At 55.3% G+C, this 23,869-nt stretch carries 13 protein-coding genes; 9 read left to right on the forward strand and 4 right to left on the reverse strand.

Annotated features, from left to right (window positions below; genetic code table 11):
• Window positions 1-6: 6 nt before the first annotated feature.
• Together V8G57_RS00240 and V8G57_RS00245 are read left to right on the forward strand one after the other, a co-directional pair.
• On the forward strand, window positions 7-1,086 hold the full coding sequence (locus V8G57_RS00240; RefSeq protein ID WP_342827711.1) for an SET domain-containing protein: 1,080 nt from the start codon (window positions 7-9) through the stop codon (window positions 1,084-1,086).
• A 310-nt stretch (window positions 1,087-1,396) separates the two neighbouring features.
• Window positions 1,397-2,638, forward strand: a complete 1,242-nt coding sequence (locus V8G57_RS00245) for a hypothetical protein (protein ID WP_342827712.1) — start codon at window positions 1,397-1,399, stop codon at window positions 2,636-2,638.
• Between the two features lie 120 nt (window positions 2,639-2,758).
• On the opposite strand, the gene V8G57_RS00250 is transcribed toward V8G57_RS00245, so the two are convergent.
• A complete protein-coding gene (locus V8G57_RS00250; RefSeq protein ID WP_342827713.1) occupies window positions 2,759-3,538 on the reverse strand; it encodes a response regulator transcription factor in 780 nt (259 codons plus the stop codon).
• Window positions 3,539-4,080: 542 nt separating this feature from the next.
• Between V8G57_RS00250 and V8G57_RS00255 the strand changes: the two genes are divergently transcribed.
• The 5 genes from V8G57_RS00255 to V8G57_RS00275 all read left to right on the forward strand — a co-directional run bounded on the left by V8G57_RS00255 (window position 4,081) and on the right by V8G57_RS00275 (window position 14,202).
• Complete coding sequence (locus tag V8G57_RS00255) at window positions 4,081-6,768, forward strand: hypothetical protein (RefSeq protein WP_342827714.1); 2,688 nt, start codon at window positions 4,081-4,083, stop codon at window positions 6,766-6,768.
• A gap of 45 nt (window positions 6,769-6,813) precedes the next feature.
• Window positions 6,814-7,224: a CesT family type III secretion system chaperone gene (locus V8G57_RS00260; RefSeq protein ID WP_342827715.1), complete on the forward strand. Its 411-nt coding sequence runs from the start codon at window positions 6,814-6,816 to the stop codon at window positions 7,222-7,224.
• Between the two features lie 181 nt (window positions 7,225-7,405).
• Window positions 7,406-8,359, forward strand: coding sequence for an SAM-dependent methyltransferase (locus tag V8G57_RS00265; RefSeq protein WP_342827716.1), 954 nt, complete (start codon window positions 7,406-7,408; stop codon window positions 8,357-8,359).
• 302 nt (window positions 8,360-8,661) lie between these two features.
• Entirely contained in the window at window positions 8,662-11,616 is a 2,955-nt protein-coding gene (locus V8G57_RS00270; protein ID WP_342827717.1) for a sensor histidine kinase, read from the forward strand.
• 315 nt (window positions 11,617-11,931) lie between these two features.
• The gene (locus V8G57_RS00275; RefSeq protein ID WP_342827719.1) at window positions 11,932-14,202 is read left to right on the forward strand and encodes a TonB-dependent receptor; all 2,271 of its coding nucleotides are present in this window, start codon (window positions 11,932-11,934) and stop codon (window positions 14,200-14,202) included.
• A 189-nt stretch (window positions 14,203-14,391) separates the two neighbouring features.
• Here the strand turns inward: V8G57_RS00275 and V8G57_RS00280 are convergent, their stop codons facing one another.
• Window positions 14,392-15,978, reverse strand: coding sequence for a glycoside hydrolase family 28 protein (locus tag V8G57_RS00280; protein ID WP_342827720.1), 1,587 nt, complete (start codon window positions 15,976-15,978; stop codon window positions 14,392-14,394).
• Window positions 15,979-16,556: 578 nt separating this feature from the next.
• Here V8G57_RS00280 and V8G57_RS00285 point away from each other — a divergent pair.
• Together V8G57_RS00285 and V8G57_RS00290 are read left to right on the forward strand one after the other, a co-directional pair.
• Complete coding sequence (locus V8G57_RS00285; protein WP_092399116.1) at window positions 16,557-16,823, forward strand: hypothetical protein; 267 nt, start codon at window positions 16,557-16,559, stop codon at window positions 16,821-16,823.
• Window positions 16,824-16,959: 136 nt separating this feature from the next.
• The gene (locus V8G57_RS00290; protein WP_342828046.1) at window positions 16,960-19,980 is read left to right on the forward strand and encodes a sensor histidine kinase; all 3,021 of its coding nucleotides are present in this window, start codon (window positions 16,960-16,962) and stop codon (window positions 19,978-19,980) included.
• 39 nt (window positions 19,981-20,019) lie between these two features.
• On the opposite strand, the gene V8G57_RS00295 is transcribed toward V8G57_RS00290, so the two are convergent.
• Both V8G57_RS00295 and V8G57_RS00300 read right to left on the reverse strand, forming a co-directional pair.
• Window positions 20,020-20,652: a response regulator gene (locus V8G57_RS00295; RefSeq protein WP_342827721.1), complete on the reverse strand. Its 633-nt coding sequence runs from the start codon at window positions 20,650-20,652 to the stop codon at window positions 20,020-20,022.
• A complete protein-coding gene (locus V8G57_RS00300; protein WP_342827722.1) occupies window positions 20,649-23,291 on the reverse strand; it encodes a PAS domain-containing sensor histidine kinase in 2,643 nt (880 codons plus the stop codon). The genes V8G57_RS00295 and V8G57_RS00300 overlap by 4 nt, the downstream gene beginning before the upstream one ends.
• Window positions 23,292-23,869 lie beyond the last annotated feature (578 nt).

A 23,869-nucleotide genomic window follows, 5' to 3' on the forward strand; every position in this document is an offset into this window, starting at 1 on the left:
ATTGTTATGAGTGCTGTAATTTCAATTAGTGAAAACAGCGTGCGCGCATCACGGATCGCGACGGAATGCAGAAGATTGCGCGAATACATCCATCTGCGCCTGAATGATGTTGATGAATTTCCTAACGTGGCGGAACAGCATGAGTTTCTGTTCGAAATGGTGCCAGCTCTGCGCGGCGAAATTCAGGGGATACTCACGCCGGCAATGCGCGCGGCGCTGCAAGCTGCCGGTGTAGACGTCAGCTGGGAGGCGGGCGCCCAGGTTGAAGGAGAATTGACTGACGACGAGAACAGCATCCGCTGCGACATCATGGATAATTTCCGCGGCAACGCCGAACTTGAAAGAGCTTGCGAAATGTGGTTGCTGGTCCGATACGGGGCATACTGGCTGCTCAAGGAATTCCATGGTTTGCAAGTACACTGCGCAATCGAGCGCCTGCCGTATTCCCCCGAGCTGGACGGCAGATATCCTTTCCGCGACGCCGAATCCCGGCCTGTGATGATCCGGAAAATATGGCAGTCGCAGCCCACCGCCTCGGGGGAAGTCGTTTCGGCCGATGCAGTCTGGCCGTTGATTGACCCGCTGGCAACTGCGCAGGCGAGAATGGAGCATTATCATTCGATGCTTCAATGCCGGCTCATCGAAGCCGGCGACCTGCAGGACCCGAGGGAATCGAGCCTGCTCGGCGAAAGAGGCGTTTTCACCGTCCGTCCGGTGCAGAAAGGGGAGTGCGTCGGGGTCTACGGCGGCCGCCTGATGACGCCCGCGATGTATTTCATGTTGCGTTCCGACTCGTTTGCGATTTCGTCGATCAGCGGTGCTGCAGTCTCGTTCCTGGATGGCGAAAATATCCTGGCGATGATGAACACTTCGCTCGAATATGACGAATCCGGCCGTTGCGCCCGGCAATCGCCTGACGCTTACAATGTCGAGCCGGTTGCTTTTGACGTCGAGTCGGATATCGGCGGAAAATTTTCGATCCGCGCTTTTTTTGCCACCTGCGATATTCCCGCCGGCGTTGAACTCAGATGGAACTATAGATATTCCGATGACATGGTTCGTCAGGTTTTTGGAAGGCGGTTGTAACTGTAAACCAGCCGCGTCTTCGTTCAGTGCCGCTTGCCTGCAAACCAGGATGTGCAGGATGATGAAATGGTTTGCCGGCGCCGGCAGGCGCACAAGAAAAGGGCAAGATCGTGAGCTTGACCTGGGCGCTGGGCGCCGGCCTGAATCTCTATCGGCAATAACCCTGCCCAGCATCAGTCTGGAAGTTGATCCGGCAACGGTAACTTCCGGCAAACGAGAACTTCGCTATCCATGCCGGAATTTCGCGTAACGGATCGGATGCGCCCGGACAGCTTCTACAATGGCATCAAACATTTCCAAGGTGCCCATCATGAAACTTCCGAAATTCGGTCTCCCCGGATTCCTGTCACCCGGTGTCGCGCAGCACGTAAAACCGCAAGCTCTGCCTACCGGCGAGAAAACGGCTCGGAAAAGTAACTCCTTATTGGATGTCCTGGCGAGGCGGGTGAATGGACAAAAAAGCGACAGCACGAGCACCGCAAGGCATGCAATTTATCGCGCCGGCCGCTCCGTTCAGTCGCGGCCGGCTCGGCCTGACGCTGGCGCTGGGCGTGCCGGGCTGGCTGAGAGTAGTGGGCTGAGCCCCGAGATACTTACCCGGTTTCAGGCATTGAAAGGCGGCCCTGTACCCCCCCAGGCAGAATTGTTTGCACGGTTTGAAGCGTTGAAACGCCCGCCGGTTCGGTCAAAACCGGAGTCCGTCGCCGTTCAGTCGCGGCCGGCTCGGCCTGATGCTGGTGCCGGGCGTGCCGGGCTGGCGGGGCTGGCCGAGAGTAGCGGACTGAACCCCGAGATACTTACCCGGTTTCAGGCATTGAAAGGTGGCCCTGTACCCTCCCAGGCGGAATTGTTTGCACGGTTTGAAGCGTTGAAACACTCTCCGGTTCAGTCAAAACCGGAGCCTGTCGCCGATTTGCATACGCTTTTGCAAGAACTGAAAAAATCTCCAGGCCCCACGCATGCGGCAGCCGCACCGGCTCGCCGCGCCGCCGTGCCGAAACTGTCGGTGCAACAGGCACGTGCTCAAGGGCTGGCAACACCGTCGCGGCCAGCGCCTCCGATACCTCTTGACGGTACGCCAGCCAAATTCAAGCAACTGCATTTGCAGTACCGGGATGCGCCAATCATGTTCCGGCGTACGAATAGCGGTGTAGCGCAAAAGCTGTCGATGCCTGAGTTGGGGTTTTTCACCAGCAAAAAAAACAATCTTCAGACACTGCTTGATAAACGCGCCAGCCTGACAACCAATCTGCAATCGCTGCATGGCTTGATCGAGAACAATCGATCTGCGCCGCATGATTTAGGGAAAATACAGCAATTCATGCAGGTAACCCGCAGTGAAATCAAGAATCTGCGCGATAGCGATAGAGCGGCCCCTGGCGCAGCAACCCGGCAGCAGATTCTTGCACTGGCAACTCAACTCAAGCAAGCTAGCGCGATTGCGCAAGATCTGGAAAGCATCATCAAGCAAGCCCAGCTGAGCATGTCGCTCTTCAATGACGCGCAAGCGCTGCTCGGCAAGGTCAATCAGCGGATCGGCAGCTATGGATAAAGGGCCCACCTGGTTTTCCCAAGGGCGCCAGAATAAGCTGCAACGATTCAGTCGCACACTATCGACTGTGGGAGAAATGAATAAATATACGGGATCGCGCGCGGATTTGATGCAACCTGATCAGGTTGTCAGAGAGTTACAGGCATCGCTATCGTCGCTCTCTGCCCGAACCAGCGCCGGAAGTTGTCCTGGAACGGATTGTTCAGTTTGCCGCAGGTCCGGTGAAATCTCAAGTTTGTAGCCTAGCGCGTACACCGTCTTCAAGCTGGCTCCGGTAGCCGTAGACGATAGGCCCAATTTCTTGCGCAGCTTATAAATATGCTGTTCCAGCGAGCGGGCTGCCACCTCTTCGGAATTGCCCCAGACGCTTGTGGTGATCTGTGATCGGCTCAGGAATTTTCCCGGATTGGAGAAAAGCAGCCATGCGATAGAGAATTCGCGCGGAGTGAGACTGACGTCAATGCCGCCGCAGGCGACCATGTCGCTTCCGCGATTCAGTACATAGTCGCCAATCTGTATCCTGTCGATGCGGGTGCAGTGCGCCAGGCGCCGCAGGGCAACGCATACCCTCAGCCCGATCTGATCAACGTCTGCGCGGCTTACGACGTCGTGCGCGCCGGCTTCGATCCAATCTTGCATCACGTTCCATGTCAGGAGCGAGGTCAATATGATCGCCGGGGTATAAAAGTCAGCGTTGCAGTTGCGCCATGACAGCAAGCTGCTGGCCAGTCCGACGGTGCTTTTGGCGTCAAGCAGCACCAGGTCATAGGTGATTGTACGCATCGCGCGCAGTGTCAGCAACTCAGTACAGTAAGCGTCTATGGTGATCGAATACTTCTCGAAATATTTCGCCAGTTTCTGCGCTAAAACTGAATCGTCAGTCAAAATTGCAAATCGCATGCCTAATCCTCTATCGGAATCACCCTGAAAGGGTGATTGAGCATTTCTGAAATTTTCCGATGCAAGCAAACCGGCATCGGACGCTGGATGATCTATCGAACATCTGTTCCTTTTCTTCCCGCGCCACGACCGTTTATTGTGAAAGCCGTGTTCTGGAACAAAGTTGTTTTCTCTCAGTGAGTACCATTTCGTGCGAAAGATGATGCATGCAGTGCAAATTTTTTTTGCGCCGGTTATTCAAGCGCCGACTCCCATTCGTATTAATGCGTATTGAATACACTTACTGTTTTTGCATAATTGCCAGATTCGAATGCAATTTCAATCAGACCTTCCTGAATTGCAGGTAGGCATTTCCTTCATTGTTGTGTGAATGATTACGGCAAGCGGGCGGTTGCCTCTATAACGCAAGGAGCGACGGTATCTCAACCGTTCGTCGGCGATTTGCGAAAAATTTCGTAAGAACGAACGGTGTTTCGCGGCGCAATTACAAAGATTATGTCAAACCGGTAATCTGCAATCGTCGAAAAAAAACGAAAGCCCTTATGCACATTCCTTCATCCACGAGCAAATCGGCGGCTGCCGATGATGCGGTAATACATGAGCGATCTGGCGCAGTTGACGAAGCAGATCCCCGTTCCGTGCGACGCTCATCGAGCGAGCCGAGCGCTGCGTTGAGAGTTCTGGCGCCATTGCGCAATTCGACCACAGACGTTGCCGGCAGTTCAGGCATGGGGGAATCGGATAACGCGACGACGTCGCAACGACCGAGGTTGCCTGCGAACAGATTAAAGCCGCCTGTCGCGATTCACACTGCAAAAGTGCTGCCGCAGCACATGCAGGATATCGCTTCAAGTTCTCATTCAATCGGTTCGCATACCGCTATTCACCATGAAGAAATCACCGTGGAAAACGCGCCATCGCGCATAAACCCGCTTGGTGAAGCCGGGAATGCTGCCGTGATCGATATGCCGACCGAGCACGAGCTGCATCGAGACTTGATGGCGCATAGCAAGGCCTTTGTCGAGGAAGACCGGATTGTACTGAATCCGGAACATGTCCAGGCATTCGTCGAAACTCGGGCGCATGCGCTTAAAACAGGTGACTGGACTCAGGCAAAACAGTGCTTTCACACGATGCTGAATCTAGACCAGCATGAGATGGACGCAGGGTTCAGGGAGGGCGGGAAAGCGTATTCCTGGCGCAATGCTCCTGCCTCGATACTATCCCTGCTGCCTACAATTTTTACCTTCAAGGCGCATGGCAAGGCGCCGGTTCCTGCGCGGAACCTGGCAGTGGGCTACTTCGGCAGCGTGATGGCGGCTTCCACGGTCAGCAGCCTGGTAAATACCTATACCTTGCTGCATGTCACACCCTATCAGGATATGGCGTTTCGAAACGCGGCCGATATTGCTCCGGAATTGAATACCCCGACATTCGACAAGATCGAAACGGAATTGAAACAGGTGCTGCAACACGTGCAGGATGAATCGCCCAGGCTGCAGGAACTGCTAACACGTTCCGTCGCAGATCCGGAAAATCAAGCGCTCAGGGATGCGGCGAATCACGCCGTCGATGAAGTCGCAAAGACACTTGATCACGCCATCAATCATTACACCACGCGCTGCCAGCTCAATCGTGTCTATTTCGAAGGGCTGCATCGGCAGTCATGTTTGCAGACACTGAAATTCTACGGCAATCTTTTGGCTGGATGGGGCGGGTATATTGCGAAGGATCCCCGCGTCGCAGCCGGGATCCAGATAGCGACGTCCATCTCGCAACTTGTGTTGCAGCGGCTGGTCGCGCCATCCGACGAGGTAGACAAGCAGAATCTGATGATCGACCTGAAAATGCTGACGGCGGATGATCCGGGCAAATTCAAGGAACTCATGCGAAGCCCGTTGCAAATACGGGTAAAGACACTGGATCAGATATTCACGGGGCAGGTCCGGGAACTGGAACAACAGATTGCAGACACATTGAATTTGGGCGCCAACGGACCGAACGAATGGCGGACTCACGTGACGCTTAAGGACCGCGCTGAATACCCGGCGCGGCTCGCAGCAGTGAGCGACATCAGGAGCGCCGCTTTCGAATCCTTGGGCGGCGCCGCGAAGGCCGAGGTGCAAGCTCTCGAGATCGAGTTGGCGTCCGCGATGGTTGTTCGGAATTATGAACGTGCGGACGAATTGCATGCAGTCATCGCCGGCAGGTTAAAGATCGACGCGGGGGTTTTCAAGAAGTACGCCAGCCTTCAGGCGCAGGCGAACAAATTTCCGCCATTGAGCGATGCCGAGCAAGAGCAGCTGGAGCTACTGAGCAACAAGATCGAGACGGCCTGCGGCGGTTTGCCGGATGGCCCGAAGAGCAAATTCGATACGCTTATCTCTGCCTGGGAATCAACCCGCCATGATCCTCAGCACGTACGCGAGGGACGGTTTACAGAGGTTTCTGACTACAACGACAACAAACGCACCGTCCATGATGGCATGCAAGTCACGGAACACACGAATTTGTTCGAACTATCACCGGAATTCAAGGTGGGATTCGTCAAGGCCGGCAACACACGCAGCGGGTTGCCGGATGAGGTCTCGGCGACTTACGGTGCGGCGTCCTGGCGCGCATTCCAGTTAGGGGTCGCGGGCATAAACGGGTCATTGATGATCAATTCCTTGCTGGGCATGGTCAGCGCGCAAAAAAAGACCTACGACCATACCTACCATGAACCCCTTTGGGAACGATATCTCTCCTTGGGCGTCACCATGAGCGCGGTACTGGTCAATGTTGCTGCCGCATATCAGGTTGCGAACGCCAAAACCAAGCCACTGGGTAAATTGTGGGGGCAGGTCGCCTCTGGACCGACATCGTCCATATCGGAAACCGTTTATCAAAACAATAAACTGGACGAGCGACGCAAAATTCGTGAAGCGACGGCACAGGGAGCGTATCCCTATGTCGGTGTCAGCATTAAATCGCTCTCCACTTATTGCCTGGATGCGCTGAAGCTGGGTTTCAAGGGAATGGCCTTTATGCCGCGGGACGGAATCGCTGCCTCAAAGGCGAGGGCGGCGTTCGAGAAAGCCGAGGGGAAGCAGAAAGAGCTGGAGCAAATGAAAAATGGACGGCTGCAGCCTGATCGGGCTTTAAATATCTCCGACGATACGGCTGGGCAATACGTTGCGCCTGATACCCGCGAGTCTCCGCTGCCGCTGCTGATTCCAAAGCGCGGTTGAAGCCGGAACCGTCGATAACTTCCTACAAAAGAACTGGAGAAATATATGGCGTCAGAAAATTATCGGAAACTGATAGATGAAATATGTGCGATCTCAAAAATCGAGAATCCGAAGTTGTTTTATACGACGGCCGATCTGACCATCGATGGCGTCAATTTCACTTTGATCGATGGCAGCACTGCGCAAGAAGAAGGCCTGGCCATGTATTGCGATTTCGGTGCGCTGCCGGTAAAAAATCGTGCCGAGGTGCTGGAACGGCTATTGGAAATGAATTTGACGATGCATGGCGTAAATACGCCGGTATTTACGGTTAACTTCGAAACCCGGCATGTTCTGCTGGCGCGGCGTATTCCTATTGGACAGATATCGGCACTTGATCTGATGAATACCCTGTCAGAGCATGCGGCGCATTGCAAGGATTGGCGCAAGACTTACTATCTGAATGAAGCGAGGTAATCAATGCCGGCAAATGGCAACACCTGACTTAAGCCAGTCACTTGAATTCACCGCCCTGGCGCCGGCGTTCGCGGAGCCTGGCGATGCGAAAGAAGCAAAGGCTTGTGTGGAAACGGCAATGCGGGTTGACAGTACTCTTCTATAATTTTTTTCGGTGGCAATCGTGTCCAATGAGGGAAGAATGAAGAATGCAAATGCACCCGTGGCCGGCGCCACAAGCCGCTATCAGCTGATTTCTCACGGCGTTGATCCCCAGAATGGCTACGGCGATCTGCTGGATTCCATCAGGTCAAGGCTAAGCTTGGCGGGAGACCTTCCCGGCGTCACGGTTGAGCAGCAAATTCGCTTGCTTGATGAATTGTCCGCTTGCGAACTCGGCCGGTTTTTGCTGGAGAATCGCGGCCTGAACGCCTACTGGACGCACCAATTGGTGACCTACCGTCAAGGACAGGCGTCAACAGACTCGGTGTCCGATATGGAGTACCGGATATTTGAGAAGTTGCCGGCGGTGCTGGCAACCCGAGAACGTTTTGGAATTTTCCGGCAGCAACTGCAAGCTTTGCTCAAGCCAGGGCTTGTCCTGGCGTCAATCCCCTGCGGCTTGATGGGAGAATTGCTGCTGCTCGACTATGACCAGCAGCCGGATATCACGCTGGTGGGCATAGATCTGGATCAACATGCTTTGAACGGCGCGTTGGAACTGGCGCGAGAACGCGGGTTGGCCGACCGCCTGTCGCTTCGTTGCGAGGACGCATGGACCTCGAGCCTGCAAGGCGAGATCGACGTGCTGACAAGTAACGGCCTCAACATCTATGAACCGGACAATAACCGTGTAACGGCACTGTATCGTTCATTCTTCGACATTCTGAAACCGGGTGGCACGCTGGTCACCAGCTTCCTGACGCCGCCGCCCAGCCTGTCGGCGGAATCTCCTTGGAATATGGCGGAAATCGACCAGGAGTCGTTATCGCTTCAGCAGCTTCTGTTTGTGCGCATCATCGAGGCGAAATGGAGCGCGTTTCGTACCCATGCACAGACCATGGCGCAACTCGTTGACGCCGGTTTTGCCGATATTCGGTTCATCAATGACCGCGGTTGCCTGTTTCCGACTGTCGTCGCGCGGAAGCCGTTCTGACGAATGCTGAGAGGACCGGCTGAGATCATGGCGCGGTCCGCAATGAGGCCCAGGGAAATCCCTACGCAAAAACAGGAATATCCTGATTTGCATCAAAGGAAATTTGAACGACCATTCTCGTCAATGCAGCCGTTGCTGGTGGATAAGCCGATGGGATAGCAACTCGCCACGGCAACCTAGCTTGACGTTTCCGTTATCGCATGGGCCGCTTCCATGCTTTGGACGGAATAAATATCAGCCCACCCTAAAATAGCAGGGAATCCGGAGTTGTAATGGTCTTGCGTTGCCGCCCTCGAATTACCATGCTGCTCTGGCTGCTTTCCTTCCCGTTGCTGGCAATCTGCCAGCAACTGCCTTTACGCTATTACAAGCAAGTGGATGGCTTGGGAAATCTGGCTGTTAACGCTCTTGCGCAGGAGAGAAGCGGCTATATCTGGATCGGCACGGAAAACGGCTTGTTCCGCTACGACGGCGCGCGCTTCGAGCGTTTTGAACTGGGCGATGGCGTTGCCGCCCCTAATATCTTCGCATTGCATGTGGATGCGGATGGCCATTTATGGGCGGGTACTTCAAACGGCTTGCATCAGTTGCAGGGACAACGCTTCGTTCTCACCCAATTTCAAAACACAAGGCTCACGTTTGACAAGGGACAGGTTTTTTCCTCCCTTGGATCGAATCGTTTTCTGGCGCTGAGCCAGGACCAGCTGTGGCTGCTGAAATCGACGGACCAGGGAGCGACATGGCAGGCACACCCGTTTTTTAGCGCCGAGCAACTTGCGCAGCATCCGGAAATGCATTCCCTGCGTAGTATCCATGTCGGACCGAAGGGTGATTTGTGGATCGGTTGCAGCCAATCGCTCTGTCATTATGATCAAGGCAAGTTGCTTGTCTTGGGAAGGAAGGAGGGTTTGCCCGCCGAGCGCTGGGTGGCCATGCTCCATGATCGGCAGGGGACATTGTGGCTGCGTGGCGAGCGCCATGTATTTGCCTTGCCGGCGGACGCGAATAGCTTCCTGGATCGTTCTCCGGCGCAGGACCAACAGAAAAAGGCGGGGCGTGTCCCGCTCCTTGTAGCGGATGCCAGCGGCAGGATTCTAAGCCAGCAGGATAGCGGCATCATCCGGTGGCAAGGCAATAGCTGGGAATCCTTTACCGAATCGAATGGCTTGGCGATCGGCGGCGGAATCAACTCGATCCTGGTTGACCGCGACGATGGCGTATGGCTAGGATCTTTCGGCCTTGGCTTGATTCATTGGCTGGGTTATCCAAGCTGGGAGAATTGGACGTCGACGCAGGGCTTGCCCAGCAACGTCGTATGGTCTTTTCTGCGTGACCAGGAAGGGTTGCTCCATGTCGGCACGGCATCCGGATCTGCGACGCTGCAGAAAACCGGCCGCTTTTCCATTTTTCCGGGGCGCTATGGCGATCGGTCCCACCAATGGGACAGCCTGGTCCAGGATGGCCGGGGCCGTATCTGGGCAAGCTCGCTTTCAGGATTCCTGGTTCGCCGCGACCCCGGAGCAAAGCGGGACGCCGTCGTCGCCAAGCTGCCGATGATCGTCAGATTGTTCTTTGACCGTTCGGGGCAACTCTGGATATGTACCCGGCGTGGGCTCTATGTCATCAAGCATGCCGATGCGAACGCCGTGCCGTTGCAGGTAACAGAATTTACGTCAATCACCGGGAGTGCGGACATTCGTTTTTTTCATGGATGTCAAAGTAAATCCGGGGCGCTCTGGTTTGTCTCCAATAAAGGGGTGCTGCGGTTTGACGGTGGAGGCTGGCGCAAGCGCCGGCTGAGTCCGGCAGCTCCTGTTGCCAGGTTGGAATCCATCGTCTGCTCGGACAATGGCGACTTGTGGTTTGGCACCGGCGGCGGCGGGATTTGGCGTGCTAGAGAGCAGGACGATAGGCTGGAGATAAGCGACGCGACGCCATTGCCGTTGCTAAACCAGGCAGTGCTGTCATTGCTTGAAGACCGGCGCGGCTGGCTGTGGCTAGCTACCGATACTGGAATCGCAGTCTGGAATCGCGCGCAATGGCGATTTTTCAACCAGGAAAGCGGCATGGTCTGGAACGACAGCAATCAGTACGCTTTGTATGAAGATAGCGATGGTTCGATTTGGGTGGGAACCAGCAATGGCGCTTCCCATATTGTGCACCCTGAGTCGCTTTTTGCTCCGGTACACCTGGAAGTGCAGGTGGCAAGCGTGACCGGTGACGGTCAGGTGCTTGCCGCTGATAAGCCGATCAGGCTGCCATGGACGACCGGTCCGCTCAACTTCAAGCTGGCGGTGCTTTCGTACCAGAATCGCGAGGCAGTCCAATTTAGTTACCGATTGAAGGGGCTGGAGCGGGACTGGTCGAAGACCGCCATCCCTGAAGTCCGTTACCCGGCTTTACCGCCTGGACGCTATAGCCTCCAGGTGGCCGCCGATAATGTCGCCATGCAAACGTCTTCTCCGATGGCCGAGATCGGGATCGTGATTCTCCCTCCCTGGTGGAAGACAACGACAATCTATGTCGCCTGTGCTGTCTTTCTTCTTCTGCTGCTGTTTTTGATAGAGCGCCATCGTGCCCGCAGCCTGCGCGCCAGGCAGCAGCTGAAGGCGCAATTGGAGCGTGAACGCGCCTATGAACTCGAACAGTCGCGAGAAGAGGAGCGCAAGCACCTGACGCGCGAAATTCATGATGAACTAGGCCAATATCTGTCGGCGCTGCGCATGGGGGTTTCAGTGGTAGGCATGGAATTTGGAGAGAAAAATCCATCGCTGCAAGGAAAAATACAGCGCCTGGTATCGCTGGTCGACGGCACCATCAGGGTAGTTCGCAACATCGTCTCCGCGTTACGTCCTGGGGCGCTGGATATGGGGATCGTGTCGGCGCTGGAATGGCTGGTGGAAGAATTTTCAGAAAACACCGGCATACCATGTACGCTGCGCGTCTGCGAGGAAACAATCACCCTGGATGACAAACGAGCGACGACCATTTTTCGCATTGTGCAGGAATCCCTGACCAATATCGGCCGGCATGCGGAAGCGAGCCAAGTGGGGATCCGGCTGGAGAGAAAAGACCAGCATTATCTGCTGGAGGTGTGCGACAACGGCAAGGGGTTTGATCCTGCTTTGCGCAAAAAGAAGTCATTCGGCCTGGTCGGCATCCGCGAGCGGGCCAGCATGCTTGATGGCCATGCGGACATCATCAGCGTGCCCAACGTCGGCACCACAATCAAGGTATTTATTCCGATTGGCGGCTAGATGCCGGCCCGAGTCTGCATGCATCGTCGTGGTGCATGAGGTTTCATGGTGCATCATCCAAATCTTCTGTTGAAGCACGTTACGTAAATAGTGTTTTACGCAATTATTGGTACGTACCAATAGGCATTGTGAAATAACGTAATCCACATCCATAGAATAAAGTTATTTTATTTTTTATAAAAAGATATTTTTATACGCATTCATCTGGTGCGTACCTCTATGGCGCGAAATTTGCATGTGAACGGGTTGCTACCACCGCGGGAGCCGTTTGATGCTGCGGTGGCCGGACAACCTTGATCTGAAACTGGAGCAATCATGCGAGAACTTGCAGCAAAGCGCTTTTCCGTCAAATTCAGCCTGGTGGCAGGGCTGTTCGCACCGGGCATCGACGTCTATGCCCAGGCCAATCCGGCAGCGCCCGATCAGGCGCCCGCTGCGGGACAATTGCAGTCGATGACCGTCACCGCCGAGCGCCGCGAGGAAAACATCAAGAATGTCCCGGTGTCGGCGTCGATCATCAGCGATGACATGCTCAATGTGCTCAATTCCGGCGGTCAGGATATGCAGATGCTGGCTGGCCGGGTGCCGAGCCTGAATGTCGAATCCTCTCTCGGCAGAGCATTTCCGCGGTTTTATATTCGTGGCTACGGCAACGTCGATTTCCATCAGAATGCTTCGCAACCGGTGTCGCTGGTGTATGACGACATCGTTCTTGAAAGCCCTGTACTTAAAGGTTTTCCGGCGTTCGACCTGGATCGCATTGAAGTGCTGCGCGGCCCGCAGGGCTCGTTGTTCGGGCGCAACACGCCGGCCGGCGTGGTCAAGTTCGATTCGGTCAAGCCGTCTTTCAAGCAGGAGGGATATGTCAGCGTCTCCGATGCCACCTATAACACGGCCAATCTGGAGGCCGCCGTCAACCTGCCCATCAACGGCGAGCTGGCGGCGCGCATTTCCGTGCTAGACCAGCATCGCGACGACTGGATCGGTAATTCCCATACCGGAAAAACCGATCAATATGGCGGCTACAATGACAACGCGGCCAGGCTGCAGCTGCTCTACAAGCCCAATGCCGATTTCAGCGCCCTGGCCAATCTGCATGAGCGCACGATGAACGGCAGCGCATCGCTGTTCCGCGCAAATATCATTCAGAAGGGCACGGATAACCTGATTCCCGGCTTCGACAAAAACAATATCGCGACGGATGGCCAGAACGGCCAGCATCTCGATAATTACGGCGGCAGCTTGCGCCTGCGATGGCAACTGGGGGATTACACCTTGCATTCGACCACCGGCTACGAGACCGTGCGCATGTTCAGCCGCGGCGACGTCGATGGCGGTTATGGCGCGGTATTCGCACCGCCGTCCGGTCCGGGCGTGATTCCTTTTCCGGTCGAATCTGCCGACGGTACGTCTGGCCATCATCAGTTCACTCAGGAATTCCGTTTGGAGTCGGACCGCAAGCAGAAGCTAAGCTGGCAGACCGGCCTTTTTTTCTTCGACGAGAAATACAATGTCGACAGCTACAGCTACAATTCTCTGGCCAATGGCGTGCTGACCGGCGACGTCAAGTCGCAGCAGAAAAACGATGCCTTGGCGGTGTTCGGTTCGCTCAACTATGCATTGAGCGATCGCATCGACCTGCGCGCGGGCTTGCGCTATACCCACGACAAGAAGGATCTGGAGACGGCTGCCGTCAACAAGCCTGACGGCAGCTCCGACCTTGACAAATCGAACGGGCTGAGTGCGTCGACCAGCGTTTCGAAAATCAACTGGGACTTGAGCGGTGTCTACAAACTGAGCGACACAAGCAATCTCTATTCCCGTATCGCCACCGGTTTCCGCGGCGCGACCATCCAGCCGGCCGGGTCCTTCAATCCGATGTCGGTCGCCAATCCGGAAACGGTCACGTCGTATGAAGTCGGATTCAAGTCCGACCTGTTTGACCGGCGCGCGCGCCTTAACTTCGACATCTACAATTACGACGTCAAGAACCAGCAGCTGAGCGCCGTTGGCGGTACCTCCAATTCGACCATTCTTCTCAATGCCAAGAAGAGCGTGGGACGGGGAGCGGAACTCGACCTCGAAACCTACCTTACGGAGAATTTGCTGATGACGCTCGGCGGCAGCTATAACTTCACCAAGGTCGAAGATAAGGACCTTGCCGTCGGCGCATGTGCGGCCTGTACCATACAGAACCCGACCTTCGTGAATGCCGCCGGCGCCACCTTGGTGCGCATCGACGGCAATCCTCTGCCGCAAGCGCCGCGCTGGGTCGCCAACTTCACTTTGCGTTACGGATTGCCATACAAGAATGGTGAATTTTTCGCCTACACCGATTGGGTATATCGCAGCGCAGTCAACTTCACGCTCTACCGTTCCGCCGAATATGTCGGCAAGCCTTTGCTGACCGGCGGCCTGCGCCTCGGTTACAAGTGGGACCATGAGCGTTACGAACTAGCGCTGTTTGGCCGTAACATCACTAATCGCGTGCAGCTGATCGGCGGCCTCGATTTCAATAACCTGACAGGCTTCGTCAACGACACCAATCCGCGTATCTTCGGCCTGCAGTTCACTACCCGCTTTTAATGGGGTTGGAAACGCGGTTAACCTATTTCAGTTAAGTAAGATTCCAAGAGAAGGGGCAGCATCAGCTGCCCCTTGGCATTTTCTTGCGAGAGACTTCAGTGCGTCTCGAAAAAAATCTATTACGTCAAGACGCCCCCATCACTTCCGCGCTCGCGGGAATGAGGGGGTTTTCAGAGCGCCCTTTCAGCGTCAGATCGGCGACGTTGGCAAGACTGATTTGAATGGCACGAATGCGGAGCTGCAATCCAGCGCGCTTCCGCTTCCCGGCGTGCCGCTGACGGTCACGCCGTTGGCGGAGGAGGTGATGATCGACGATGCAAAACTCACCGGCCCCGGGCCTAGCGTGAAGTGGGTGGCAGCGGGGGTGACCGGTCCGCCGTTGTGGGCAGCGGTAAACGTCGGCTGTGTACCGTCGAAGACCACATTGTCCAGTGTTATCGTCAGCGGATTGTTCTGGCCATTGATAGCGTATCCGGAAAAGGTCAGCCTGCCTCCCGCATACTTGCTGCTTCCCAGGTCATGAAATTTCCGGACCGCGATGTTGGTGAAGCTCGGGTACAAGGATCCTTTCGAGTTGCTATAGAACGGATCAAAGGTGAGCGGCTGGCTGACATTGCGCACGCAGATCTGGCTATAGCTTACGTTTGCGACTGCACCCCCCCGCGACTGGTCCGACTTGATGCGCAGACCACCGCTGGTGCCGCTGTTGAAGCCGTCGATCGACAGATCGGTAACCGCGATGTCGCTCACACCTGCATTGGTTTCGCTGCCGATGGACAGCGCGTGTCCGTAATAGAAGTGGTTATGCGCGTAGGTGTGATTGTGGGCTCCTGCGCCGGAGCTCGACTTGATTGCCACATGGTCGTCACCCACGCTGATGTAGGAGTAAGCGAGCAGCACCTTGCTGGAGTAGCCTGTGTCGAAACCGTCTGTGTTCACAGCCGTGTCCGGCGTGAAGCAGGTGGCAGGCGTGACGGCATCCGGCGTCGTGCCGGCAGGGCACGCATAGCCGTCCCTGCTGTAGGCCAGGCTCGGCGTCAGTATCTTGATGCCCCAGGCTGTCAATCCTGTCACGCCATAGGCCCAGATATGGAAGTTGGGGGAGTTCTGCAGCGTGATGCCATGCAGCGTAAAGTTACTGCCGTTCTGGATCTGCAGTATGCGCGGATTCTGCTGGTTCAGGCCGGAAGTGCGGTTCTGCCAGGCTACATCCCACCATGTACGCATGTTGGCGTTTGCCCCGCCGGTCACTACGCTGCCGCCGCGGCCGTCGATGATGCCGCCGCCTACGACGCCACTTTGCGCCGTCTTATCCGCCAGGATCAGCGGCTTGCACGATTTGATGCTGGATTTAGTGGCCGTGCCACAGGTGCCGACGCCGTTGTCGTAGTCCTTCGGGTTGCGCGAGGCAAAAAGCGTGACGCCGGTATCGACCCATAGCGTGACGCCGGACTTAAGATTTAATGGACCACTCAGGAATGCAGTTTGTCCTGCGGAACCTGCAACCAGCCTGACCGCCTGCCCGGCCGGGCAAGCGTTGATTTTATCCTGGATAAGCGACGTATCGGGCTGCGAGCGGGACGGGTCGCCGTCCAGCGAATCGACCGAACCGTTGACCGGTGTCAGCGTAGCTGCCAGCGTGCTGCAGACAGTGGCGGGAAGTGCAGGCTCGGAGACTTGCCCCCATTGCGTACTGACGGGCGTGCCGGCGGCATGCGCATTGGCCAATCCAGCGACAGCCAGTATTGTGAAACATCTGATCGGGCTCAACAACATACGTGCTCCATGTAAAAGGAATTGGATTTTGATACTGCAGGCCTGGAATGGCTGGAATAAGAAGATGTATCAGGATGGCCCCTGCACCAGGGGCCATCCTGCGGAAATGCCGATGGCATATTCAAGTCCTTGGTGGCCGACAGAACTCTCGTCGGCCCGTCAAGGATGGCATCCGGCTGCAGCATCTTGCGAGAAAAGTTGTTTCTTTCCGTAAATTATTCTACCCGCAAAAATATCGAAAATAACCATTGATTTCTCGAATCAAGAAACAAGGAAATCCTTACATAAAAACAGGAATTACCTTATTTTCATTGATGGGTATCCGTTGAATGATCTTGCGCGGAGCAACGGTCTGACGATGCGTGTAAAAATGCGCCGCGAGGTCGATAACGGATACATTGCGCATGCGTGCTTGGGTAAGGAATTTCTTATGCCAGCTTCTTTCTTGCCTACACAGAAATCACGATTTCCCGATGACTCAAGTCTTTGATGTTGATTAAAATTTCTAATTGGAAATATGTGAATTCTTCCAAGGATTCACATAGCCGGGCTTTTATCTCAACACTCGAAGGTTGCAAATGAAACGTAAAGACAGCACAGAAGAATATATAAATAACGCAAACAGATTGTTGGATGCGGTCACTGCCAAACTCGGGCTCAAGAACGACGCCGCGCTTTCCCGCTGCCTTAAAGTGCGGCCGCCGGTCATCAGCAAGATTCGCCATGGCCGGGTGTCGGTTGCCGCCTCCCTTTTGATCACTATGCATGAAACCTGCGATTTATCGATTGCTGAATTGAAGAGTTTCTTGCAATCGAATGATCTTTCTTCGAAGGGCTTGGCATGAGAAGCTGCCGGCCAGGCAAACCGGGGACTATCGCTGTCGCTCAGGAGCTGTAGATATCGGCTTGGCATGAATTAAAGTGTTTTTTCTGAGGAAACTCATTCATCCAACTATAAAAATAATAGCGATTGGATCAGGAATGCCGTTGATCTTGCGCTGGCGTTATCGATTGATTGTGCCGCTGTGGCTGGTTTGCATGCCGCTGCAGGTACTTTGCCAGCAACTGCCGTTGCGCTATTACGGTCAGACGGATGGCCTGGGGAATATGGCCATTTCGGCGCTGGCGCAGGAGCCGGGAGGCTATCTCTGGATCGGCACTCAAAACGGCCTGTTCCGTTACGATGGCGCGCGCTTTCAGCGCTTTGAGTTGCGCCATGGCGTTCCTGGCCCCAACTCCGGCCCCAGCCTCAGTCCGCACATAACGGCACTGCATGTCGATAGCAGTGGTCGATTGTGGGCCGGCACCAGTGAAGGCTTGTATCGCTGGCAGGGGCAGCGCATGGTGCCGATGCAATTCCAGAATGCCAAGTTCAGCTTTTATGAGGGACAGAATTTTGCCGCCTTTGGGCCGGATCGCCTGCTGGCGATAAGCCAGGATCGATTGTGGCTGCTGAAAACGGCGGATCATGGGAAATCCTGGCAGGCGCAGGAATTTTTCGACGCGGCGCAACTGGCGCATCATCCTGAAATGCGCACGCTTTTCAGCATTCATGTCGGCCCGCGGGAAGAGCTGTGGATGGGGTGCGGGCGAGCGTTGTGCCATTACCATCAAGGGAAACTGGAAGTACTGGGGAAAGAGAGTGGTTTGCCCGCTGAAAGCTGGCGCGCGATTATGCATGACAGGCAACAGACACTCTGGGTGCGCGGCGAGCACCACATACTTGTATTGCCGGCGGGCGGCCATGTGTTCCAGGATCGCTCCCCCCGGCAGGCTGAGCAGAAAAAGGCAAATGCGGTTCCTTTCCTGATGACGGATGCCGGCGGCCGGGTATTCAGCAGAAACGATCAAGGCGTCATCCGATGGAATGGCAAGCACTGGGAATCCTTTGGCGAGGCCAACGGACTGAGCGTCGGCGGCGGCATCAACTCTGCTCTGGTTGACCGCGATGGCGGCGTCTGGCTTGGCTCGCTGGGACATGGCCTGATTCATTGGATAGGTTATCCGAATTGGGAGAACTGGACGCCCAGGCAAGGCTTGCCCAGCAGCGTTGTGTTGTCCTTCATGCGCGACCGGGAAAATCTGCTGCATGTCGGCACCCGTTCCGGTTCCGCGATATTGCAGAAAACCGGATACTTTTCCGTTGTGCCGGCAACCTATGGCGGCAGTTCGTACCAGTGGAGCAATATGGCTGAAGACGCCAACGGCAATATCTGGGCAGGCTCGCCGTCGGGCTTTCTGGTGCAGCGCGGCCGCGGCGCGGAAGCGGACGTCATGGTCGCAAAACTGCCACGCATCCGCGTCTTGTTTTTCGATTTGTCAGGGCAACTCTGGATTGCCACCGAGCGGGGCATTTACCGCATCAGGCATCCCGAGTCCAATCCAGTTCCGCTCAAGGTCACGGCATTCCCGTCGATTGAGAGCGTCAATGTATTCCAAGGATGCCAAAGCCCTACGGGAGTGCTGTGGTTTCTCACAGATAAAGGGTTGTTGCGTTTTGACGGCGCAGGTTGGCGCAAGCCGCGATTCAAGCCGGCAGCACAGGTCTTTCAATCTAATATCCTTGCTTGCGCCCATGATGGAACACTGTGGCTGGGAGGGGAACTCGGGGGGATCTGGCATGCTGCCGAACAGGGCGAGACGCAGGGCATCAGCGACGTCACACCGTCGTTGATGCAGGATCAAACGGTGCTAGCGCTGTTTGAAGATAGTCGCGGCTGGTTATGGGTCGCGACGGGTGCGGGAATCGGCGTATGGAATCGCAGGCAATGGCGGTTTTTCAACCAGGACAGCGGCCTGGTCTGGAACGATACCAGCATGAACTCTTTTTATGAGGATGGCGACGGTTCGATGTGGGTGGCAACCAGTAACGGCGCCTCCCATATCTTGCGGCCGGACTCCCTGTTCGCGCCGTTGCAGTTGAATGTGCTGGTGGAGAGCGTCGTGCGCGACGATAAGATCCTTTCCCCGGATCAGCCTGTCCGCCTGCCATGGGCATCGAGCCCGCTGAATTTCAAGCTGGCCGCGCTGTCATACCAGAGCCGCGAAACCCTCAATTATCGTTACCGGATGCAAGGCCTGGAGCCTGACTGGTCGAAGACCAGCGTGCCGGAAGTACGCTATGCGGCTTTGCCTGCCGGCCATTATCGCTTCCAGGTAGCTGCCGATAATCCCGCCATGCAGGCTTATTCGCCGACGGTGGAAGTCGAGGTCGTTATCCTGCCGCCATGGTGGGCAACCAGGACTTTCTATGCTGTCTGCGGCTTGCTGCTGGTGCTGCTGCCTTTTTTGCTGCATCGCTACCGCGTCCGCTGGCTGATCTCCCGTCAGCGTCTCAAGGAACAGCTGGCGCGTGAGCGCGCCTATGAACTGGAAGCTTCGCGCGAAGAAGAACGCAAGCACCTGACACGAGAAATTCACGACGAATTGGGACAACACCTGTCGGCGCTGCGCATGGGGGTGTCAGTGGTGGGGCTGGAGTTCGGTGGAAAAAATCCATCGCTGCAAGGAAAAATCGAAGGTATGGTAGCGCTGGTGGACGCCACCATCAAGGTAGTGCGCAACGTCGTCTCCTCGCTGCGGCCGTCGGCGCTTGACATGGGGGTGGTGTCGGCGCTGGAGTGGCTGACCGAGGAATTTACAGGGCACACCGGCGTTCCATGCAGCCTGGATGTATGTGAAGAAAACATTGTCCTGGACGATCAGCGGGCGACTACCATTTTCCGTATCGCGCAGGAATCATTGACCAATATCAGCCGCCACGCGCAAGCTAGCCAGGTGAAAATCAGTCTGGAGAGAATAGACGAGCATTACGTGCTGCAGGTACGCGATAACGGCGTGGGATTCGATACTGCTCTGCGCAAAAAGAAATCGCTGGGCTTGATCGGCATTCGCGAACGCACCTCCATGCTCGGCGGCGAGGTCGCCATCTTCAGCGTGACTGGTGTCGGCACCACGGTCAAAGTATCGATTCCCGTAGCCGATGAGGCGCAGAATCAATGAGGGCGGAGATCGATATTGTTCGCGACATTACGCAATCAATTATTCAATCAGATTGTAGGTAATCGCGTAGCGCACCAGCTCGGCGTTATTCTGGAAGTTCATCTTTTGCATCAGCCGCGCCTTGTGGGTGCTGACCGTCTTGTTGCTGATCGACAGCTCTTCGGCAACCTGGTTGACGCTTTTGCCGCCCACCAGCAGACGCAGGATGTGGAGTTCCCGATCGGACAACATTTCATGGGGCGGACTCTGATCGGAACTGCCGGATTCGAATACCATCTGTTCCGCCAGTTCAGGGTCGATGAAACGTCCTCCCGCGACCACTTTGCGGATCGCGTTCATCAATGTTTCCGGTTTGTTATCCTTGGTCAGGTAGCCGGAGGCGCCCGCTGCCAGGGCCCGCCGTGCAATCGGCAGCTCATTGTGCATGCTGAGGACCAGGACCGGCGGATAGGATTCATGGGCGCGGATGCGCTGGATGAGGTTGACGCCGCTGACGCCCGGCATGGTCATGTCGAGCAGCACCAGGTCTATGCCGCCCGCATGCAAGGCGTCGAGCACTTGTCCGCCGTTGACGGCTTCTCCCGCAACCTCCACCTCTTTGCCTAGGGCGAACAATTGTTTCAGCCCTTCACGCATTATCGCGTGATCGTCGGCGATCAATACTCGTATCATGAATCCCTCAATTTCTTGTGGACAGGAATGCTTACCCTGATTATTGTTCCTTGATCCGGCATGCTGGAAATCTCAACTTCACCTTCCAGCATCAGCACGCGTTCGCGGACGCCAATCAGACCGAAGGATTGTTTTTTCTGTAATAGCGAGTTGAATCCCTTGCCATTATCGCGTACCTCCAGCAGGTAATGGCTTTCTTTCCGCTTAAATGCGATCTGGACTTCAGTTGCGTCTGCATGACGGCTGATATTGGTCAGCGATTCCTGTGTAATCCGGAAAATTTCGGTAGCGCGTTTTTCATCCAGATGGATATCCTCTTCAACCACGTACAACATGCATCGTATGCCGGGATGTCCGCGGCTGAATTCCTCCACCAGCCATTCCAGCGCGGGCACAATCCCCATGTCGAGCGCTGTCGGGCGTAACCACGTCACCAGGTTGCGCACTATCCGGATCGTAGAATCGACCAGCGTTATCATGCGCTGAATTATTGCTTGCGACGAGGCATGATCTTCGTTGTATTGGAGCTCAAGGACCGACATGCCCATGCGCAAAGCCGACAGGCACTGTCCCAGTTCGTCGTGAATTTCACGCGACAGGTGCCGACGTTCATCTTCTCTTGCGGTTTCGTTGTGCGCAGCCAGTTGCCGCAGCAGCAGCTGTGATTCTTCAAGACGGCGCTGGGTTTCTTTCAGGACCGTGACGTTCTTGCCGATCGCCAGCGCGCCGATTACCTCGCCATCCGGATTGCATTCTGCGACGACGTGGAAGGCATAATCGGCAGTTTGCAGCTCCGCTTTGACCCCTCTGAGAAAAATCTGTGCAGGGATCCTGGTTTCCATGACTTTACATAGCGTCGCGTTGAATTCTTCGCCCGAAATGCCGGTCCGCCATTTTGCATCCGGCATTTTATTCATCGATTGTCTTGCCGGAATGCCGGTTTCCTGTTCATAGGCCGGATTGACGTAGGTGCGCCGGCAATTGCGGTCGTAGCGCACCACCAGATCTGGCAGATTTTCAGCAAGCGTGCGGAATTCCTGCTCGCGCTTACGCAATAATTCATCCGCTTGCTTGCGTTCGGTGATGTCGCGTCCGATCGCCAGCACGCCGATGGTCGACCCGAAGCCGTTCTTCTTGGGGATAAAACGTATTTCAAAAAGACGTTCCCCGTCCGGCGTCATCCGTCTGTTTTCTATCGTATGGGGCGCGCCTAGCCGGATGGTTTCCTTGAGGTATTTTCCCAGTTGTTCATCCGGATCCAGCTGCAACTCGTGCAGCGTTTTACCGATGAAATACTGAGCGGACTGACCGCAAGCCTTCGCCGCGGACGGATTGACGTATGTATGGCGGCCTTGCAAATCAAAGCGGGATATGAAATCGGGCAGATTCTCGACCAGGGTGCGCAGCCTCATCTCGCTTTCCTTGAGCGCGGTGATGTCCCGCCCCAGCGACAATACACTGATAACTTGCCCGTTCGGATCCAGTTCAGGCATCAACTGGAATTGCAGGCAACTGGTTTTGCCGTCCGGGGAGTGCATGAAGAGCTCGGTTTCCTGCTTCACGCCGCTCTGCAGGACTTGTTTTATTGCGTGTTGATATTCCGTTGTCCCGTTGTAATTCAATTTAAATTCGACAGGAGTTTTACCGAGCATTTCATGTGCTGGAATACCGGTGATATGCGTCAGTGCGGGATTGACGTACATGCGCCGGCATTCCCGGTCGTAACGGACAATGGTGTCGGGAGAGTTTTCCACCAGGGCGCGAAACTCCTGTTCCCGCTTGTGCAAAAGCTCTTCTGTGCGCTTGCGTTCAGTAATGTCGCGCACCAGCGCGACGTTGTAACTGCGTCCTTGGTATTCGAAATATCTGGCGCTGACTTCCACCGGGAAGGTGCGCCCGTCCTTGGCCTGATGGCGAGTTTCGATCTTGTTGGAGCCGTGGATCCTGATGTAATCAAAGCATTCAGGCCAGCGCGCCGCCGGCCAGTCGGGATCGATATCGGCTACACCCATGCGCAGCAATTCGGAGCGACTGTAATTGAGCGCCCGGCAGGCTGCATCGTTGACATAGTGAAAGCGGGCGTGCTGATCGATCAGGACCAGGCTGTCATTGAGCTGATTCAGGGTGAATTCGGCCAGCGCCAGATCCCGCGGGCGGATATCAAGATCTGGTTCGCCGACGAATTCATCGGAGGATGCGAGACTGGAGGCATCGACCAGCCAGGGCTTCTTTGGCGATGCCAGCTCGCTAATGCAGATAAGCTGAGAGAAAAAATACAGGAGTCCTCCGCACTCCTCACGCACTGGCGAGATGCGTAACATTCTCTGGATGATTTGGCCGTTTTTGCGAATATATCGCGATTCCAGGCATAAGCCGTCGGCCGTGTCATGGATCAATCGATCAAACGCGTCCTGGATTGAAAGCCGGTCATCAGGATGCAGGATGTCAGTGAAATGCTTGCCGATCAATTCTTCCGCTTCATGTCCGAGGAACGCGCACATTGCGCCATTGAGCGCCAGGAAGGTTTGGTCCGGGCCGACGATCATCGATGCAGTTGCAGACCGCTCGAAGATTCTTTTAAAAAAATCTTCCCCATTGAGTGGCAAATTGATGGATGGCTCATTTCGCATAGAGGTCATTTAGATAGTTTTTTTCGGCGAAGTCTGGTGTATCGCAAGTGCTCGGCTTACTCTTGCTGAGCACCTGAAATAACCGATCGCTATCGATTGTAGTGCGGCCATATCCATTTTTGCTATACATGATTTGATGCCTGACGGGTTCTTTCAACGGTTGCAACCGTGATCCCGGCCTGCGGAGGAACGCGCGGTCACGGGAAGAAGCTCGATTTCCATAGGGACGCGGAGTGATGACAGTTTTGGGAGTGGTCACACATGCAGGTATTGGCTTACATCAATGTCGGAAATGCCTACGATAAATTCAAGAAATTCCCACAGTGTTTTTGTCGTTTTTAACTTCATGCGAGCGAAGACCGTAGAGCCTTCAGCACAATCTTTTCATCGAATAAAATCGTATCTCTTCAAGGACCGTGCTTATGCAATCAATGAAGTGTAGTTGCGATGACAACGCGATCCGGCATCAACATGTGCGCGGTTTCACATTGATCGCGCTGATGGTGACTGTGGCGGGATTCGATTATTTTCCCAAGCGATAAGGCAGGAGATTGAAAACGCACTAAAAATACAAAAAAATAAGGCAG

The organism is Collimonas rhizosphaerae (assembly GCF_038896935.1).
In the GTDB taxonomy this organism is placed as follows: domain Bacteria; phylum Pseudomonadota; class Gammaproteobacteria; order Burkholderiales; family Burkholderiaceae_D; genus Collimonas; species Collimonas rhizosphaerae.

Excerpts from the sequence above, each read along its gene's own strand:
- V8G57_RS00240 (WP_342827711.1), top strand. The coding sequence starts at position 7 with ATGAGTGCTGTAATTTCAATTAGTGAAAACAGCGTGCGCGCATCACGG.
- V8G57_RS00245 (WP_342827712.1), top strand. The coding sequence starts at position 1,397 with ATGAAACTTCCGAAATTCGGTCTCCCCGGATTCCTGTCACCCGGTGTC.
- V8G57_RS00250 (WP_342827713.1), bottom strand. The coding sequence starts at position 3,538 with ATGCGATTTGCAATTTTGACTGACGATTCAGTTTTAGCGCAGAAACTG.
- V8G57_RS00255 (WP_342827714.1), top strand. The coding sequence starts at position 4,081 with ATGCACATTCCTTCATCCACGAGCAAATCGGCGGCTGCCGATGATGCG.
- V8G57_RS00260 (WP_342827715.1), top strand. The coding sequence starts at position 6,814 with ATGGCGTCAGAAAATTATCGGAAACTGATAGATGAAATATGTGCGATC.
- V8G57_RS00265 (WP_342827716.1), top strand. The coding sequence starts at position 7,406 with ATGAAGAATGCAAATGCACCCGTGGCCGGCGCCACAAGCCGCTATCAG.
- V8G57_RS00270 (WP_342827717.1), top strand. The coding sequence starts at position 8,662 with ATGCTGCTCTGGCTGCTTTCCTTCCCGTTGCTGGCAATCTGCCAGCAA.
- V8G57_RS00275 (WP_342827719.1), top strand. The coding sequence starts at position 11,932 with ATGCGAGAACTTGCAGCAAAGCGCTTTTCCGTCAAATTCAGCCTGGTG.
- V8G57_RS00280 (WP_342827720.1), bottom strand. The coding sequence starts at position 15,978 with ATGTTGTTGAGCCCGATCAGATGTTTCACAATACTGGCTGTCGCTGGA.
- V8G57_RS00285 (WP_092399116.1), top strand. The coding sequence starts at position 16,557 with ATGAAACGTAAAGACAGCACAGAAGAATATATAAATAACGCAAACAGA.
- V8G57_RS00290 (WP_342828046.1), top strand. The coding sequence starts at position 16,960 with ATGCCGTTGATCTTGCGCTGGCGTTATCGATTGATTGTGCCGCTGTGG.
- V8G57_RS00295 (WP_342827721.1), bottom strand. The coding sequence starts at position 20,652 with ATGATACGAGTATTGATCGCCGACGATCACGCGATAATGCGTGAAGGG.
- V8G57_RS00300 (WP_342827722.1), bottom strand. The coding sequence starts at position 23,291 with ATGACCTCTATGCGAAATGAGCCATCCATCAATTTGCCACTCAATGGG.